This window comes from Photobacterium kishitanii, from assembly GCF_000613045.3.
In the GTDB taxonomy this organism is placed as follows: Bacteria; Pseudomonadota; Gammaproteobacteria; order Enterobacterales; family Vibrionaceae; genus Photobacterium; species Photobacterium kishitanii.
In genome coordinates, this window is the sequence record NZ_LN794352.1 from 1227491 (window position 1) to 1247980 (window position 20490).

Below are 20490 nucleotides of genomic sequence, written 5' to 3' on the forward strand. Positions count from 1 at the left end.
AATAATAAAGGATGTTTATATTGGTGTGTGCTGCATCAAAGTATAAATAATAACAATACAACATATCAACCATATTTATATGTTAATGAGTTGTTTGTTTATAATTATGACTAATGATAAGCTGCGGAAGTATTGAGGTAAAGTTGTTTTTAATATCGACGTATACATTAAGTATATGATTGGTTTAGTTATATGAATAATTAATAGTAATTAAAACATAGTAATGTCGATTTTTAATTATGCGGTTTGGCTATTATGCTATCTAAAAGTTGAAGGGTTGGGGATCTAATGGTTAAGAATGATAATAATAACGTTGAAGAGTTTAAACTTGTTACTGGCGAAAGTTTTGTTATCCAGCCTAATCAGCAGCCTATACCTGTAATAGATGCTCACACTCTTCAGGGTAATGAGATTATTGTTACCAATAGCGATGCTAAATTTATTTTCATTAAAGATGGTGTAGAACAAGTTGTTAATCTTTCTTGTCCTAGTTGTTCTATATTAACGCCAAAAGGTATTGAAACTGTTGAATTAGATAATCGCGTTACTTTTAATGGTGAGGCTACAGATAATGCTTCATTTTCGGCTGATGATATTGAGTCTCTTCAAAATGCTATTTTAGCAGGACAAGATCCAACCACATTATTTGAAGCACCTGCTGCTGGTAATGAATCAGCAGCTGGCACTGTAGGGTTGAATGGATCGTCAGCCACTGCAAGTTTTATTACGATTAATTATGATAATAACTCTGTACTAGCTGAGGCTGGTTTTGATACCGCTTATAATCCTCATCGTACAACGCAAGCTATCGATCCTAACGTAATTTTAGCGGCAGATGGCGGTGAGTCAGGCTCAATGACGATTGTGGAAGGTGATTTATCTCCACAAACGGGTGAACATGGCTATCCTGTTCAAACCTCAACATCAATTATTGTTGAGGCGGCAACATTACCACTTGAAAGTGGTTCTTTCGTCTTTGATCCTCTTTCTGTCAATGCATTGATTACTGAATTAAATAATGAAATCACTGCTGGTGGCCAAGCTGTCAGCTTTGTTTACGATACGCAAACTAATTCAATTATTGGCAGGCTCAATGGTGAGACAGTAATGTCAATTACTCTTGATGCCTCGTCGAATAATGGACGTGATGTTACTGTTAGTATGACAACAACCATTAATCAGCCTATTGATCATGCTGAAGGTAATGATAATGGTTTAGTTTCTCGTGATGGCGATACGATTACGGTTGATGTTGCTATTCAAGGAGCTGATTCCAATGGTAATCCACTTGATAAGCCAATTAATGTTGATATCAGTATTAAAGATGGCGCTAACCCTGAGTTTGGTACTGATACCGGTACTACGATTAATGAATCAAGCCAACAAGGTCAAATTATCCATGGTGAAGTGCCATTAGATGTTGGCTCAGATGCGATTCATCAGATTGATTTCAACGCTGAGCAGTCAAGTTTAAGCACCATTACCAGTAATGGCGAAGCCACCACCTTTACTGTGGCTGGCAATGTGTTAACTGTGGTTGATAGCCACGATAAGCCAGTGATGGTGGTGACGATTGCAACTGATGGCTCTTACACCGTTGAAGTCATCGGTCCTATTGATCAGAATGCGGCTGATATTGCTAATATTAGCTTGGGCGTGACGGCGACTGATAACGATGGCGATACCGCCAGCGGCCAAGTAGTGATCACCATTAAAGATGGTAGCGATGCTGCAGGTAATGAGCAGGGTCAAGTGACGATCACTGAAGGGGATTTAACTCCGCAGGGTAGCGAACACGGCTACCCAGTATCTGGCACTACCACCATTGCGATTGAAGCTGGTACAGATCGTCTCGATCCAACAAAAGTGACCATCGATCCAAAACAACTGACATCGCTAATCACTGAGTTAGAGTCAGAGTTAACCACTGGTAATAATGAAGCGATCAGTTTTCATTATGACAGTGCGACGGGTGAGTTAATTGGTTTAACAGCCAATGGCGAGCAGGTTGTGACGGTATCATTGTCTGCGGTACAAGCGGCGAATGGTCACGATGTGGCGGTTAATGTCACTATCACTCAAGAAAAACCGTTAAATCACACCGATAACGGTAATCAAGGTTTAGTTGATAGTGTCAACGATAAGATCACTATCGATGTGCCGATTCAGGTGCAAGATACCGATGGTGACTGGCTGCAAAAACCGGCCAATGTTGATATCACGATTAAAGACGGCGCTAACCCAGAGTTTGGTACTGATACCGGCACTACGATTAATGAATCAAGCCAACAAGGTCAGATTATCCATGGTGAAGTGCCATTAGATATTGGCTCAGATGCGATTCATCAGATTGATTTCAACGCTGAGCAGCCAAGTTTAAGCACTATCACCAGTAATGGCGAAGCCACCACCTTTACTGTGGCAGGCAATGTGCTAACCGTGGTTGATAGCCACGATAAGCCCGTGATGGTGGTAACGATTGCCACCGATGGCTCTTACACGGTTGAAGTCACCGGTTCGATTGACCAAGATGCGGCTGATATTGCCAATATTAGCTTGGGCGTGACGGCGACTGATAACGATGGCGATACCGCCAGCGGCCAAGTAGTGATCACCATTAAAGATGGTAGCGATGCTGCAGGTAATGAGCAGGGGCAAGTGACGATCACCGAAGGTGATTTAACCCCGCAGGGTAGCGAACACGGCTACCCAGTATCTGGCACTACCACCATTGCGATTGAAGCCGGTATAGACCGTCTCGATCCAACAAAAGTGACCATCGATCCGAAACAACTGACATCGCTAATCACTGAGTTAGAATCAGAGTTAACCACTGGTAATAATGAAGCGATCAGTTTTCATTATGACAGTGCGACGGGTGAGTTAATTGGTTTAACAGCCAATGGCGAGCAGGTTGTGACGGTATCATTGTCTGCGGTACAAGCGGCGAATGGTCATGATGTGGCGGTTAATGTCACTATCACTCAAGAAAAACCGTTAAATCACACCGATAACGGTAACCAAGGGTTAGTTGATAGTGTGAACGATAAGATCACTATCGATGTACCGATTCAGGTGCAAGATACCGATGGTGACTGGCTGCAAAAACCGGCCAATGCTGATATCACGATTAAAGACGGCGCTAACCCAGAGTTTGGTACTGATACCGGCACTACGATTAATGAATCAAGCCAACAAGGTCAGATTATCCATGGTGAAGTGCCATTAGATATTGGCTCAGATGCGATTCATCAGATTGATTTCAACGCAGAGCAGCCAAGTTTAAGCACTATCACCAGTAATGGTGAAGCCACCACCTTTACTGTAGCAGGCAATGTGCTAACCGTGGTTGATAGCCACGATAAGCCCGTGATGGTGGTAACGATTGCCACCGATGGCTCTTACACGGTTGAAGTCACCGGTTCGATTGACCAAGATGCGGCTGATATTGCCAATATTAGCTTGGGCGTGACGGCGACTGATAACGATGGCGATACCGCCAGCGGCCAAGTAGTGATCACCATTAAAGATGGTAGCGATGCTGCAGGTAATGAGCAGGGTCAAGTGACGATCACTGAAGGGGATTTAACTCCGCAGGGTAGCGAACACGGCTACCCAGTATCTGGCACTACCACCATTGCGATTGAAGCTGGTACAGATCGTCTCGATCCAACAAAAGTGACCATCGATCCAAAACAACTGACATCGCTAATCACTGAGTTAGAGTCAGAGTTAACCACTGGTAATAATGAAGCGATCAGTTTTCATTATGACAGTGCGACGGGTGAGTTAATTGGTTTAACAGCCAATGGCGAGCAGGTTGTGACGGTATCATTGTCTGCGGTACAAGCGGCGAATGGTCATGATGTGGCAGTTAATGTCACCATCACTCAAGAAAAACCGTTAAATCACACCGATAACGGTAACCAAGGGTTAGTTGATAGTGTGAATGATAAGATCACCATCGATGTGCCGATTCAGGTGCAAGATACCGATGGTGACTGGCTGCAAAAACCAGCCAATGTTGATATCACGATTAAAGACGGCGCTAACCCAGAGTTTGGTACTGATACTGGCACTACGATTAATGAATCAAGCCAACAAGGTCAGATTATCCATGGTGAAGTGCCATTAGATATTGGCTCAGATGCGATTCATCAGATTGATTTCAACGCTGAGCAGCCAAGTTTAAGCACTATCACCAGTAATGGCGAAGCCACCACCTTTACTGTGGCAGGCAATGTGCTAACCGTGGTTGATAGCCACGATAAGCCCGTGATGGTGGTAACGATTGCCACCGATGGCTCTTACACGGTTGAAGTCACCGGTTCGATTGACCAAGATGCGGCTGATATTGCCAATATTAGCTTGGGCGTGACGGCGACTGATAACGATGGCGATACCGCCAGCGGCCAAGTAGTGATCACCATTAAAGATGGTAGCGATGCTGCAGGTAATGAGCAGGGTCAAGTGACGATCACCGAAGGGGATTTAACCCCGCAGGGTAGCGAACACGGCTACCCAGTATCTGGCACTACCACCATTGCGATTGAAGCCGGTGCAGACCGTCTCGACCCAACAAAAGTGACCATCGATCCAAAACAACTGACATCGCTAATCACTGAGTTAGAGTCAGAGTTAACCACTGGTAATAATGAAGCGATCAGTTTTCATTATGACAGTGCGACGGGTGAGTTAATTGGTTTAACAGCCAATGGCGAGCAGGTTGTGACGGTATCATTGTCAGCAGTACAAGCGGCGAATGGTCATGATGTGGCGGTTAATGTCACCATCACTCAAGAAAAACCGTTAAATCACACCGATAACGGTAACCAAGGGTTAGTTGATAGTGTGAANCTGGCACCGCCACCATTACCATTGAAGCGGGTGCAGATCGTCTCGACCCAACAAAAGTGACCATCGATCCGAAACAACTGACATCGCTAATCACTGAGTTAGAATCAGAGTTAACCACTGGTAATAATGAAGCGATCAGTTTTCATTATGACAGTGCGACGGGTGAGTTAATTGGTTTAACAGCCAATGGCGAGCAGGTTGTGACGGTATCATTGTCTGCGGTACAAGCGGCGAATGGTCATGATGTGGCAGTTAATGTCACCATCACTCAAGAAAAACCGTTAAATCACACCGATAACGGTAACCAAGGGTTAGTTGATAGTGTGAATGATAAGATCACCATCGATGTGCCGATTCAGGTGCAAGATACCGATGGTGACTGGCTGCAAAAACCAGCCAATGTTGATATCACGATTAAAGACGGCGCTAACCCAGAGTTTGGTACTGATACTGGCACTACGATTAATGAATCAAGCCAGCAAGGTCAAATTATTCATGGTGAAGTGCCATTAGATGTTGGCTCAGATGCGATTCATCAGATTGATTTCAACGCTGAGCAGCCAGGCCTTGATGGTATAACGAGCAATGGCGAAGCCACTACCTTTACTGTGGCAGGCAATGTGCTAACCGTGGTTGATAGCCACGATAAGCCCGTGATGGTGGTAACTATTGCCACCGATGGTTCATACACGGTTGAAGTTACCGGTTCGATTGACCAGAACGCGGCTGATATTGCCAATATTAGCTTAGGCGTAACGGCGACTGATAACGATGGCGATACCGCCAGCGGCCAAGTAGTGATCACCATTAAAGATGGTAGCGATGCTGCAGGTAATGAGCAGGGTCAAGTGACGATCACCGAAGGGGATTTAACCCCGCAGGGTAGCGAACACGGCTACCCAGTATCTGGCACTACCACCATTGCGATTGAAGCCGGTATAGACCGTCTCGATCCAACAAAAGTGACCATCGATCCGAAACAACTGACATCGCTAATCACTGAGTTAGAATCAGAGTTAACCACTGGTAATAATGAAGCGATCAGTTTTCATTATGACAGTGCGACGGGTGAGTTAATTGGTTTAACAGCCAATGGCGAGCAGGTTGTGACGGTATCATTGTCTGCGGTACAAGCGGCGAATGGTCATGATGTGGCAGTTAATGTCACCATCACTCAAGAAAAACCGTTAAATCACACCGATAACGGTAACCAAGGGTTAGTTGATAGTGTGAATGATAAGATCACCATCGATGTGCCGATTCAGGTGCAAGATACCGATGGTGACTGGCTGCAAAAACCAGCCAATGTTGATATCACGATTAAAGACGGCGCTAACCCAGAGTTTGGTACTGATACTGGCACTACGATTAATGAATCAAGCCAACAAGGTCAGATTATCCATGGTGAAGTGCCATTAGATATTGGCTCAGATGCGATTCATCAGATTGATTTCAACGCTGAGCAGCCAAGTTTAAGCACTATCACCAGTAATGGCGAAGCCACCACCTTTACTGTGGCAGGCAATGTGCTAACCGTGGTTGATAGCCACGATAAGCCCGTGATGGTGGTAACGATTGCCACCGATGGCTCTTACACGGTTGAAGTCACCGGTTCGATTGACCAAGATGCGGCTGATATTGCCAATATTAGCTTGGGCGTGACGGCGACTGATAACGATGGCGATACCGCCAGCGGCCAAGTAGTGATCACCATTAAAGATGGTAGCGATGCTGCAGGTAATGAGCAGGGTCAAGTGACGATCACTGAAGGGGATTTAACTCCGCAGGGTAGCGAACACGGCTACCCAGTATCTGGCACTACCACCATTGCGATTGAAGCTGGTACAGATCGTCTCGATCCAACAAAAGTGACCATCGATCCAAAACAACTGACATCGCTAATCACTGAGTTAGAGTCAGAGTTAACCACTGGTAATAATGAAGCGATCAGTTTTCATTATGACAGTGCGACGGGTGAGTTAATTGGTTTAACAGCCAATGGCGAGCAGGTTGTGACGGTATCATTGTCTGCGGTACAAGCGGCGAATGGTCATGATGTGGCAGTTAATGTCACCATCACTCAAGAAAAACCGTTAAATCACACCGATAACGGTAACCAAGGGTTAGTTGATAGTGTGAATGATAAGATCACCATCGATGTGCCGATTCAGGTGCAAGATACCGATGGTGACTGGCTGCAAAAACCAGCCAATGTTGATATCACGATTAAAGACGGCGCTAACCCAGAGTTTGGTACTGATACTGGCACTACGATTAATGAATCAAGCCAGCAAGGTCAAATTATTCATGGTGAAGTGCCATTAGATGTTGGCTCAGATGCGATTCATCAGATTGATTTCAACGCTGAGCAGCCAGGCCTTGATGGTATAACGAGCAATGGCGAAGCCACTACCTTTAGTGTGGCAGGCAATGTGCTAACCGTGGTTGATAGCCACGATAAGCCCGTGATGGTGGTAACGATTGCCACCGATGGCTCTTACACGGTTGAAGTCACCGGTTCGATTGACCAAGATGCGGCTGATATTGCCAATATTAGCTTAGGCGTAACGGCGACTGATAACGATGGCGATACCGCCAGCGGCCAAGTAGTGATCACCATTAAAGATGGTAGCGATGCTGCAGGTAATGAGCAGGGTCAAGTGACGATCACCGAAGGGGATTTAACCCCGCAGGGTAGCGAACACGGCTACCCAGTATCTGGCACTACCACCATTGCGATTGAAGCCGGTGCAGACCGTCTCGATCCAACAAAAGTGACCATCGATCCAAAACAACTGACATCGCTAATCACTGAATTAGAATCAGAGTTAACCACTGGTGATCATCAAGCGATCAGTTTTCATTATAACAGTGCAACGGGTGAGTTAATTGGTTTAACAGCCAATGGCGAGCAGGTTGTGACGGTATCATTGTCAGCAGTACAAGCGGCGAATGGTCATGATGTGGCGGTTAATGTCACCATCACTCAAGAAAAACCGTTAAATCACACCGATAACGGTAACCAAGGGTTAGTTGATAGTGTGAATGATAAGATCACTATCGATGTACCGATTCAGGTGCAAGATACCGATGGTGACTGGCTGCAAAAACCGGCCAATGTTGATATCACGATTAAAGACGGTGCTAACCCAGAGTTTGGTACTGATACTGGCACTACGATTAATGAATCAAGCCAACAAGGTCAGATTATCCATGGTGAAGTGCCATTAGATATTGGCTCAGATGCGATTCATCAGATTGATTTCAACGCTGAGCAGCCAAGTTTAAGCACTATCACCAGTAATGGCGAAGCCACCACCTTTACTGTGGCAGGCAATGTGCTAACCGTGGTTGATAGCCACGATAAGCCCGTGATGGTGGTAACGATTGCAACCGATGGCTCTTACACGGTTGAAGTCACCGGTTCTATTGACCAGAACGCGGCTGATATTGCCAATATTAGCTTGGGCGTGACGGCGACTGATAACGATGGCGATACCGCCAGCGGCCAAGTTGTGATCACCATTAAAGATGGTAGCGATGCTGCAGGTAATGAGCAGGGGCAAGTGACGATCACCGAAGGGGATTTAACCCCGCAGGGTAGCGAACACGGCTACCCTGTATCTGGCACTACCACCATTGCGATTGAAGCCGGTATAGACCGTCTCGACCCAACAAAAGTGACCATCGATCCAAAACAACTGACATCGCTAATCACTGAATTAGAATCAGAGTTAACCACTGGTGATCATCAAGCGATCAGTTTTCATTATAACAGTACAACGGGTGAGTTAATTGGTTTAACAGCCAATGGCGAGCAGGTTGTAACGGTATCATTGTCAGCAGTACAAGCGGCGAATGGTCATGATGTGGCAGTTAATGTCACCATCACTCAAGAAAAACCATTAAATCACACCGATAACGGTAACCAAGGTTTAGTTGATAGTGTGAACGATAAGATCACCATTGATGTGCCGATTCAGGTGCAAGATACCGATGGTGACTGGCTGCAAAAACCGGCCAATATTGATATCACGATTAAAGACGGTGCTAACCCAGAGTTCGGTACTGATACTGGCACTACGATTAATGAATCAAGCCAGCAAGGTCAAATTATCCATGGTGAAGTGCCATTAGATGTTGGCTCAGATGCGATTCATCAGATTGATTTCAATCCTGAGCAGCCAGGCCTTGATGGTATAACGAGCAATGGCGAAGCCACCACCTTTACTGTGGCAGGCAATGTGCTAACCGTGGTTGATAGCCACGATAAGCCCGTGATGGTGGTAACGATTGCCACCGATGGCTCTTACACGGTTGAAGTTACCGGTTCGATTGACCAAGATGCGGCTGATATTGCCAATATTAGCTTGGGCGTGGCGGCGACTGATAACGATGGCGATACCGCCAGCGGCCAAGTAGTGATCACCATTAAAGATGGTAGCGATGCTGCAGGTAATGAGCAGGGTCAAGTGACGATCACTGAAGGGGATTTAACTCCGCAGGGTAGCGAACACGGCTACCCAGTATCTGGCACTACCACCATTGCGATTGAAGCTGGTACAGATCGTCTCGATCCAACAAAAGTGACCATCGATCCAAAACAACTGACATCGCTAATCACTGAGTTAGAGTCAGAGTTAACCACTGGTAATAATGAAGCGATCAGTTTTCATTATGACAGTGCGACGGGTGAGTTAATTGGTTTAACAGCCAATGGCGAGCAGGTTGTGACGGTATCATTGTCAGCAGTACAAGCGGCGAATGGTCACGATGTGGCGGTTAATGTCACTATCACTCAAGAAAAACCGTTAAATCATACCGATAACGGTAACCAAGGGTTAGTTGATAGTGTGAATGATAAGATCACCATCGATGTGCCAATTCAGGTACAAGATACCGATGGTGACTGGCTGCAAAAACCGGCCAATGTTGATATCACAATTAAAGATGGCGCTAACCCAGAGTTCGGTACCGATACTGGGGTGACCATTAATGAATCAAGTCAAAAAGGTCAGATTATTCATGGTGACATACCGCTAGATGTTGGTTCAGATGCGATTCATCAGATTGATTTCAACGCTGAGCAGCCAAGTTTAAGCACTATCACTAGTAATGGCGAAGCCACCACCTTTACTGTGGCAGGTAACGTGTTAACTGTGATGGATAGTAACGACAAGCCATTGATGGTAGTGACGATTGCTATTGATGGCTCTTACACGGTTGAAGTCACAGGACCTTTTGATCAACCAATAGATAATTTAGTTGATATTAAATTAGATGTCACTGCGATCGATAATGATGGTGATAGTACTTCAGGAGAACTGAATATTACTATTGAAGATGGTGGTGATTCTATCAATGTTGATCGAGTAACAATCATCTTAACGGAAGGTGACCTTGACCCTATGCAAGGGGCTGGAGATCTACCGTACCCTGTTGAGCAATCAGGTCAGTTAATTTTACGTACTGATGACGATCGTATTTTAGCATCAACAGCAAAAATTGATCCAAGCCAACAGCAAACCTTGATTAATGAACTGACAGCAGAGTTAACTTCTGGTGGTCAGCCGCTGATATTTAGTATCGATAGTGACGGTAATTTAATCGGTAAACTTGCTGGTAGTGATACGGTCGCTATTCGTGTTGATTTGACGGCAACCCAAACTGGCAATAATGTTACGATTGATATAAAAATCACTCAAAATATACCCTTAGATCACCATCAGTCACAGAGTTCATCAGGTTTTGTCACTATAGATGATGGCAAGATAACAATTAATGTGCCAGTTCAAGCGCAAGATACTGATGGTGATAGTCTAACTAATCCTGCCAATGTTTATATTGATATTATTGATGGTCAAAATCCTGTCTTTGGTCAAGATAAAGGCACAACCATTATTGAAACTGAAAATGGCACGACTGCTAGCGGTAAAATCGCATTAGATGTTGGTTCAGATGATATTGCCCACATTCATTTTCTGGCTTCGCAACCATCACTTGACGGTATTGTATCTAATAACCAAGCCACGCGTTATATCGTTGATGGTAATGAAATTCGTGTAGTGATTGATGGCGGCGCCAATGATGGCGAAATGGTTCTAACTATCACTATTGGTAATGATGGTAGTTATGTGGTTGATCAACATCAACCAATCGAGCAAAGCAATACCGCGGGTGATAGCGTTGATATTGCGTTATCTGTTGTTGCTACTGATGATGATGGTGATACGAGTAATACTGGTCAATTAGATATCCATATTAAAGATGGTTTAGACCCAACCGGCGCAGGTGTTCAGGCCAGTATCACTATTACGGAAGGCGATCTAGAGCATCCTCAACCAGGAAAAGGTTATCCTGTTGTAGGTACTGGACAATTTACTGTTGATGCAACAGATGATGCGTTAGTTGCAAACTCATTAACGATCACTAACAGTGTTAAAACCACATTATTACAAGAGTTAAATGGCCTTACTTCCGATGGGGAAGCATTGACCTTTAGCATTAATATTGATGCTAATGGTGTCATCACGATTACCGGTATAACAGCAACGGGCGCGCAAGAAGCCGTTACTATTACTTTAACGCCAACAGCGCAAGCGAATGGTGATGTCAGTGTCGAGATGTCGATTACCCAGCAGTTACCATTAGATCATTTGAGTGCAGATGGTACTTATGTTGATGTTAATGGCGGCAATATCACGATTAATGTTCCTGTTCAAATGCAAGATACTGACGGTGATAGTTTACAACAACCTGTTGATGTCAATATTACGATTAACGATGGCCAACTACCTTCGTTTGGTCATGATACTTCGGCAACATTAAACGAAGGAGCATCAGGTCAAGCAACGGCATCAGGTACGATTAGTGTTGATACAGGCAGTGACCAAATAGAAAAAGTGTATTTTGGCAGTGATCAAGCATCATTAAATGGCTTAACCAGTAATGGTCATGCGACGACGTACCATTTAAGTGCTGATGGCACGAGTGTAATCGTGGTGCTACAAAGCGATCCGTCTCAAGTGGTGATGGAAGTAAGCATTGATATTAATGGTCATTATACGATTAATCAGCAATTGCCGATTGATCAAGTTGATGATAAAGCAGCAGATAATGAAAAAATCAACTTAGATGTTTATGCGCAAGATCATGATGGTGATGTGAGTAAACCTGGTCAAATTACGATTAATATTCATGATGGTGTTAATGCGGCTGGCGGTGAAAGTGGAACGATTACGATAACCGAAGGTGATTTAACGCCAACAGATGGTCAGCAAGGATATCCAGTATCAGGTAATACTGATATTGCAGTTACTGCTGGTGTCGATCGTCTTGATCCAACCTCGGCAACAATCGATAACGCTAAGCTGACGGCATTAATTGATGAGTTACAATCAGAATTAACGGCAGATGGCGCTAAGATTAGCTTTGTTTATGATCATAATACAGGCGTACTAACGGGTACTGCTGACGGAAAAGTCGTGCTTACGGTAACAGTAACTGCTACTCAAGCGACTAATGGTCATGATGCTGATATTAAAGTATCAATTACTCAGTACTCACCACTTGATCATAGTGGTAATGCTAATGGCGGATTAGTGACTGTTGATGGCGATAAGATCGTTATCGATGTTCCTGTACAAGTTAAAGATACTGATGGTGATTTATTAGACAATGATGTTAATGCTCAAATTACCATAGAAGACGGTACTGGACCTGTGATCATTGCGGCACCGGCATTGACAGTAGAGGAAAGTGATCTAGCTTCAGGTACTACACCGTCCGGTAATGGTGAATCTGCTTTAGGTGACATTATTGTTAATTCTGGCAGTGATCATGTGGTAAATTTCAAAGTTGATGTTGAATCATTTAATCAACAAAATGATATAACCTCGCAAGGTCATAAAATAACGTTATCGCAATCAAGTGAAGGTACTTATCAAGGTATTGCTAATGGTAATGTTGTCTTTACTTATTACCTGCTACCAACAGGGCGTTATATCTTCCAATTGCACGGCACAATTGATCATTCGACTCAAGGTGAAGATCAACTAACCGTTGAAATCCCTGTCTATGCTGTCGATAAAGATGGTGACGTGAGTGCAAGTGTTAATATTGATGTCACTATTCAAGATGATATTCCTACCGTCGAAAACGTGGTGTTAACTGCGGTTGAAAGTACAACTGATCATGTAAGTGATACTAATTATGGCTACGTTATCGATAGTACAGGTGCTGATGGTGCACAAGTTACTTCTGTAACCATTGATGGCAAAGAAGTTGCGCTAAGTGATCAAAACTTAAGTCACGATGGTTTCCATGAATTTAATATTTATGATGGTAATCAATTATTAGGTCAGTTGTTTATAAAACCAGATGGCCAAACAATCTTTAGAGCAAGTGCTGATCTTACTCATAGCCAAGAAGAAATTATTAAACAAATTGGTTTTGAGGTCACTGATGGCGATGGTGATACAGCTCAAGGTACGATCACGATTGAGTTATCAGACCAAGATTCAATTCTTCATACCGAAAATAGCATTGGTGAAGAAGACGACGGCCGTCACTCAACTGACGCAACAGATAATGTTGATCCAAGTCGTGATGGTATTGCAATTAATATGACCATCGATGTTGGTGATAATGATCGTGGCGAACATATTGGTACGGTAACTATTCAGCCCCAGACTCAAGCGCATGGCGTATTTATGTATAACGGTCAGCCATTAACCGTAAATAGTGATGGTAGTATTACCTTACCTGCTGGTGCATTTAAAGCCGATGCTGCGAATGAGAACTTTACCTTACAGGGGGTTACTTTTGTTCCTGATGCTGATTATTCAACCTCAGCCGCTGGGATTAAATTTGATGTAACAGCACAAGTAAATACCACTGATGGTGGTAATCATCCAGTAATGAATGGTGAGTTTTCAGTTAATGTTCAAGGTATTGCTGACACGCCTACTTGGAATGCAAGCTCAGTTGATCATTATGTCACTACAGAAGATCAGAATAATGTATTACTTAATGTTGTCGCTGATTTACAAGATACTGATGGTTCAGAAAGGTTGTTCTATTTCATTACGGTACCTGCAGAATATCAGGACAAGTGTACTTTAGAAATTGGTGGACAGTTATTAACTGAGACTTCGCCAGGTTCTGGTGTTTATAAAGTGACAGCGAAGCAGATGGGTTCTGTTGAAGTTAATCCAGTTGATAACTTCAGTGGTGATATTAAGCTAACTATTCAGGCACAAAGCAAAGAGAAAAAGAACTTTGTTGATGGGCATCAAACCGCTGATTCTGCAGAGAAGACAGTGATTATTAATGTTAATCCTGATGCTGATGATGGTGTGCTTAAAGTAACGCGTGTTGAAGCAAATGAAGATCAGCGGATTGATTTATCAGGCCATATTGATTTAACGTCATTGGATGATAATACGGATAACTCTGAGCATTTATTCTTGCAAATTTCAGCGTTGCCTGACGGAGCCGTGTTGTATCTTAACGATCAACTATTAACCCCAAATGCTGATGGTGTGTATGAAATTTCATACCAAGATCTGAACGGTTTATCGCTACAGCCGCCATTAGATAGTAATGTCGATTTTAGTATTACTGTAAATGGCGTTATTCGTGATGTGGCACAAATTACTGATGCTAACGGTAATGTTACAACTGAAACCAGTGAAAAAGTGATTGGTCCTCAAACGATTGATGTTGCACTTACTGGCGTGGTTGATCGTCCTGAAATTGTGGCTGAAAACTCAGATTGGACACCATTGGATGATGGTCGAGATGGTTTACAAACCACGATTAAAGAAGATGGTGAGGCAAAATTCGATTTTAAAGTGATCTCAGGCGAACATGTTCATGCTGATGGTAAAACTGATGGTTCAGAAACATTAAGTGTTGTTATTTCAGGGATACCAAAAGGTACTGAAGTTTATGACTCCGAGGGTAATCTGCAAACATTAATTTATGCAGGTGAAGACAGTAACGGCCAGCCAATTTATCAAGTTAACCTTGATTCATTAACGAATATTGCGATTAAGCCGCCACACAATAGTACTGAAGATATTCATCTTGATGTACGGACGGTGGTGACTGAAAATGATGGTGCGAGTGCAAGTTTTAATAGTGAGTTAGTTATTCACATCACGCCAGAAATTGATGCGGGTAATTACAGCACTGTTTCCGAAGGCTTAGAAGATCAGGCGACCGTTATTAATTGGAAACCGATGATTACGGATACTCAAGAGCATATCACAGGATTAGCCTTAGCTGGATTGCCTGCCGGTTATCAGCTGTTTATTAATGGTGCTCTGCTTGATACCGATAGTAGTGGTAACGTTGAGTTGACCTCGCAACAACTACAAACATTATTAGATGGCGGTAAATTAACGGTTACTGCACCACAAGATTCAGATAAAGATATCCAGTTAACGTCAACAGTAACAATATCCCAAACGGATGTTGACGGTAATAAAGAAACCGTAACTAAAGATATTACTGGTACGTTGGATGTTGATATAACTGCGGTTGTTGAAGCTAATGGCCACTTAGTTGTTGATGATAATGGCACACTTGTAACCACAATCGCCTCTGGCACGGATGGTGTTATTGATTTTTCTAATGATGCTGGTTCTGACGGTAAAATCACGTGGCAGAACAATGATAGTTCAAGCACTGAAGTGATCACTCAGATAGTTTTGGAGCCAATCCCTGAAGGATTTGTCATTATTGGTGGTATTAATAATGGTAATGGTAGTTGGACCGTACCGCAATCTGCTTTAAATGATCTAAAAATTATTGCGCCAGAAGGTTTTAAAGGTGAGCTAAAGCTTAATATTAATGCGCTTGTTCAAGATATGAGTGATGACGGTGATGTCAGTGCGAAAGTTAAAGAACAAGGCACAATCACGTTGGATTTCAGCGCGAATACTGAAAGTCATACTGAAAAAGCCGCTGATATTATTGTTGATGAGAGTTATATCGTAACGGGTAATGAAGATCATAGTGTCAATCTTGGCCAGCAGATGATGGATCATATCGTTACTGTTAGTACTGCGAATGGTAACCAAAGTCATGATGATTTTACCTTAGTAATAAGTGCTAAGGACTTACCTGATGGCGCATCAATTTCAGGGGCGGCGTTTGACCATATAACTGGCGAGTATGTGTTACAAGTTCCAGTCGCTGCTGATGGTACGGTTGATCTTTCAGGTATTAAATTAAATTTACCTGCCGACTATGCGGGTGATTTTAAATTCGATGTTACTTATGTTACGACAGATACTGATAGTGGTGATGTTGTAACTAAAACGGACAGCATTACCGTTCAAGTTGCGCCACAAGTGGATGGTCCTAAAGATGTCGCTATTACCGTTGTTGAAACGGATGGTTTGAATGCTGATAAACAGCCAATTTCAACCTCAGATGATAAACAAGAGCAGGTTTACGATAATGTTGCTTATGAAGATGGCAATATTAAACTTGATCTGTCTGTTAGTTTAAAGGACTCTCATACCTCTGAAACGAGTGGTAAAGAAACAGTCCAATCAGTGACACTGATATTGGCTGATAGTAGTGATGGGGTGTTCATTGATGCTCATGGTAACGTGCTTGGAACATCGATTACGATTGATCAAAGTCAGCTGGATAATATCCATTTCCGTCCTGCACAAGACTTTAGCGGTAAGGTAGATATTAACGTTACTACAACGGTTGTTGATAGCGCTATTTATGATGATACGACTGGTGCGACGGTAACTGATACTAAATCATTTGATAGTAGCGTTAGTTTTGATGTTATTGCTGTGAATGATGAAATTAAATGGCAAGGCGTTGATAAACCAATAGTAGGTGATGAAGATACATCTATTTCACTTGCTGGTATTAGTGGCTCTCTAGAAGATATTGATGGTTCTGAGCATATTGTATCGATTAAATTAGAAAATGTACCTGATGGTTTTATTATTGAAGGTGCGGTTAATAATGGTCATGGTGTGTGGACTATTGCCGCATCCGGTGAATCATTTGATTTGAGCTCGGTTAAAGTGCAACCACCGCATGATTTTAGCGGTAAAGTTGATATTGATATTGTAGTTTATTCAAAAGAAGAATCATTAGATAAACCAGCAGAAAATCGTGAAACGATCACTATTGATGTCACACCTATCGCTGATAAAGTTGATACAGATGTTAACCCAAATGCGGCTGGTGATGAAAATAGTACCATAACGCTTGATTTGGGTATTAAAGCCTATGATGACAAAAACACCATTAATAATCCGGGGGTTAATGTCCACGAAAATGGTGCTGAATCATTACAAATCATCATTACAAATGTACCAGATTCAAGTTCATTTACTTTGCCAGATGGTGTGGCCGGGAGTGCTGAAAAACAAGCCGATGGTTCATGGATCATTAAGGTTACTGGTTCTGATCTTGATACGCTGATTTTCCATCCAGGTGATGCAAATAATCAAACGGTAATTGATGGTAATGTTTGGAATGGCGATTTAAATCTAGATATTCGTGCCGTTGATAACGGTGTTGTTGGTACTGATAGTGTTGCGGTTGATAAAACAATTCACGTTGATATCACACCAGATAATGATGCACCAGTAAACCACTTGCCTTCAGATAAATTAACAGTAGATGAAGATGCCACTTTAGTGATTAAAGATCTGCAAATCACTGATGTTGATAGCAGTGATCATAATGCCGTCATGGATATGACCGTCACGTTAAGTGTTGAGCATGGTCAACTTGCTCTTGCTGCGGGTGTTGATACTTCAGGGCTAACTATTACTGATAATGGTGACGGTAAATTGGTCATTAAAGGTGATTTAAACCTGATTAATCAGTTACTGGATCATGGCATTAATTATACTGGTGATAAAGATTTTAATGGCACTGATAGCCTAACGATGACCACTAATGATAATGGTAACTCAGGGGCTGGCGGTGCATTAACAGACTCTGATAGCATTGATATTACAGTCACGCCAGTTAATGATGCGCCGATTAATACCGTGCCAGCAGCGTTTGATGTAGATGAAGACAGTAGTCATATTATTACTGGATTGAAAATTGCGGATGTTGATGCTAAAGAAGGTGGTGCATCCAGTCAAATGACCGTTGAGTTAAGCGTTGAGCATGGAGTGTTATCTATTATAGCGGCTGATACACAAGGGTTAACCATTACTGATAATGGTGATGGTAAACTCGTGATCAGTGGTGATATTGATAAGATTAACACTTTGCTAGATGGCGGCATTAAATATACCGGAGATGCAAATTTCAACGGTAGTGATCAGTTGACGATGACGACATCAGATAACGGTAATGTTGGTAGTGGCGGTGTATTGACTGATGTGAGTACGGTTGATATTACAGTCACACCCGTTAACGATGCGCCGATTAATACCGTGCCAGCAGCGTTTGATGTAGATGAAGACAGTAGTCATATTATTACTGGATTGAAAATTGCGGATGTTGAGGCCAAAGAAGGTGGTACATCAGCGCAAATGACCGTTGAGCTAAGCGTTGACCATGGGTTGTTATCTATTATAGCGGCTGATACACAAGGGTTAACTATTACGAATAATGGTGATGGAAAACTGGTGATAAGTGGCGATCTTGATAAGATTAATACTCTGTTAGATAGCGGTATTAAATATACTGGCGATGAAAACTTTAATGGCAGCGATCAGCTAACAATGACAACATCAGATAATGGTAATGTTGGCAGTGGTGGTGTATTAACTGATGTGAGTACGGTTGATATTACTGTTGCTGCAGTTAATGATGCGCCTATAAATGAAGTGCCTACATCGATTAATGCGGATGAAGATACAGCAACCGTTATTCGTGGTTTAGGGGTTAGTGATGTTGATTTTGATGAAGCTAAAAATAATGAAACGATGTCGGTTAATTTATCGGTAGAACATGGCTCATTATTGATTACCTTACCTGAAAACAGCACCGTTCAGGTGATTAATAATGGTAGCGGTAACGTTGAGATTAAAGGTTCATTGGCTGATATTGATGCGGTATTAAATAGTGGCGTTAGCTATACTGGCGCAGCTGATTTCAGTGGTAATGATACGTTAACGATGACGACGAATGATGGTGGTAATACTGGGTCTGGTGGTAGCCAAACAACAACCAATAAGGTTGATATTACGGTGATGCCAAAACCAGATGCGCCGTCATTAACATTAAGTCCAGAGCACTTACAAACAGCGGCAATTCAAAGTTCATTAGGTACAATGTTGCCATTAATTGGTTTGATTGCAGCCGCATCAGTACATGCTAATGCATCAGAAAAGCTATTTATACGTTTGGCTGATTTAGGTACTGCGCAAGTGGTAAATAAGGATGGTCAACAGATAGGTATTGATTTTGGTAATGGGCATTGGCAAATCCCAGCAGAAGATTTGGATAATGTTTACATTAAAGGCTTAGAACAAGGTACCCATAAGATCAATATTGAAGCGGTATCAATAGTACCTGATGGTGATCAAGCAGAGTCACAACCAATAGCTGTAAATGTTATCGTCGATAATCTTGCCGAAACGAAGAATGTTATTGGACAGAATACTGCTTCCGACCAAGCTAATTTGGTGATTGATAGTACTGCTGAAGCAACCCTGTTTGGTGGTGATGGTAATGATATTCTTGTTGGGGGATTAGCGTCTGATATTTTAGTCGGTGGCCGAGGTGATGATATTCTGTGGGGAGGAGATCTGGATGGCCATGGTGATGGCGTTAAAGATACTTTCTTATGGTCTGAAGCCGACTTTGGTACGGCTAATGCACCAGCAACGGATACCATTATGGATTTTGAAGTCGGTATTGATACCATTAGCCTTGGTAATGCGCTTCATAGTCAAAATATTCAGTCATTAGATGATTTAAATAATCGTCTAAATATTATTGAGCAACAAGGTAATACTGAGATTCAAATCTTTGATGATCAGCATCAAGTCGTGCAAAATATTATTTTAGAAGGTGTGAGTCATAATGACCTCTTTGGTGATAATGCGCTCAACATGAGCAACGAAGATAAGTTGGACTCGTTGATTAATAGCGGCAATCTTGAGTTAGGTGATAACTTTGGTGATCAACAGAGCAATACGCTAGTTGCTGATAATCAAGGCGAGTCTCTATTTGGTTTTGATGGTAATGATATTCTTGTTGCTGGACAAGGCAATGATATTTTGACGGGCGGTAACGGTGATGATGTGTTCACATGGCATGAAACGTCACTTTCCACCGTAAGTAATACTGACACGATCACTGATTTTGAATTGGATAAAGATCAAATTAATATCCGTAATTTACTGACTGATGATAACAGCAGCTTAAATATGGATGATTTATTAAAACATGTTAGTGCTGATGTTGATGGTAAAGGCAATATAAACCTTGAGGTAAATAGCCGTGAAGGACAGTCACAGCATATTGTGTTAGAAAATGTTAATCCACAAAATGACTTAGGTTTAGCTGATGGAGCATCTTCTGCTGACATTGTGTCATCCTTATTTAGTCATAATGCATTTCAAGTTGATAATACGCATTGATAAATAATTAAACTAAAAAAGCAGCTTTAGATAGCTG

2 protein-coding genes are annotated in these 20490 nt (G+C 42.5%); both read left to right on the forward strand.

Annotated features, from left to right (window positions below):
- Positions 1-288 precede the first annotated feature (288 nt).
- A complete protein-coding gene (locus tag PPBDW_RS05965) occupies positions 289-4917 on the forward strand; it encodes a retention module-containing protein (protein WP_054261996.1) in 4629 nt (1542 codons plus the stop codon).
- Positions 4914-20453, forward strand: a complete 15540-nt coding sequence (locus tag PPBDW_RS05970) for a T1SS-143 repeat domain-containing protein (protein ID WP_054261997.1) — start codon at positions 4914-4916, stop codon at positions 20451-20453. The genes PPBDW_RS05965 and PPBDW_RS05970 overlap by 4 nt, the downstream gene beginning before the upstream one ends.
- Positions 20454-20490 lie beyond the last annotated feature (37 nt).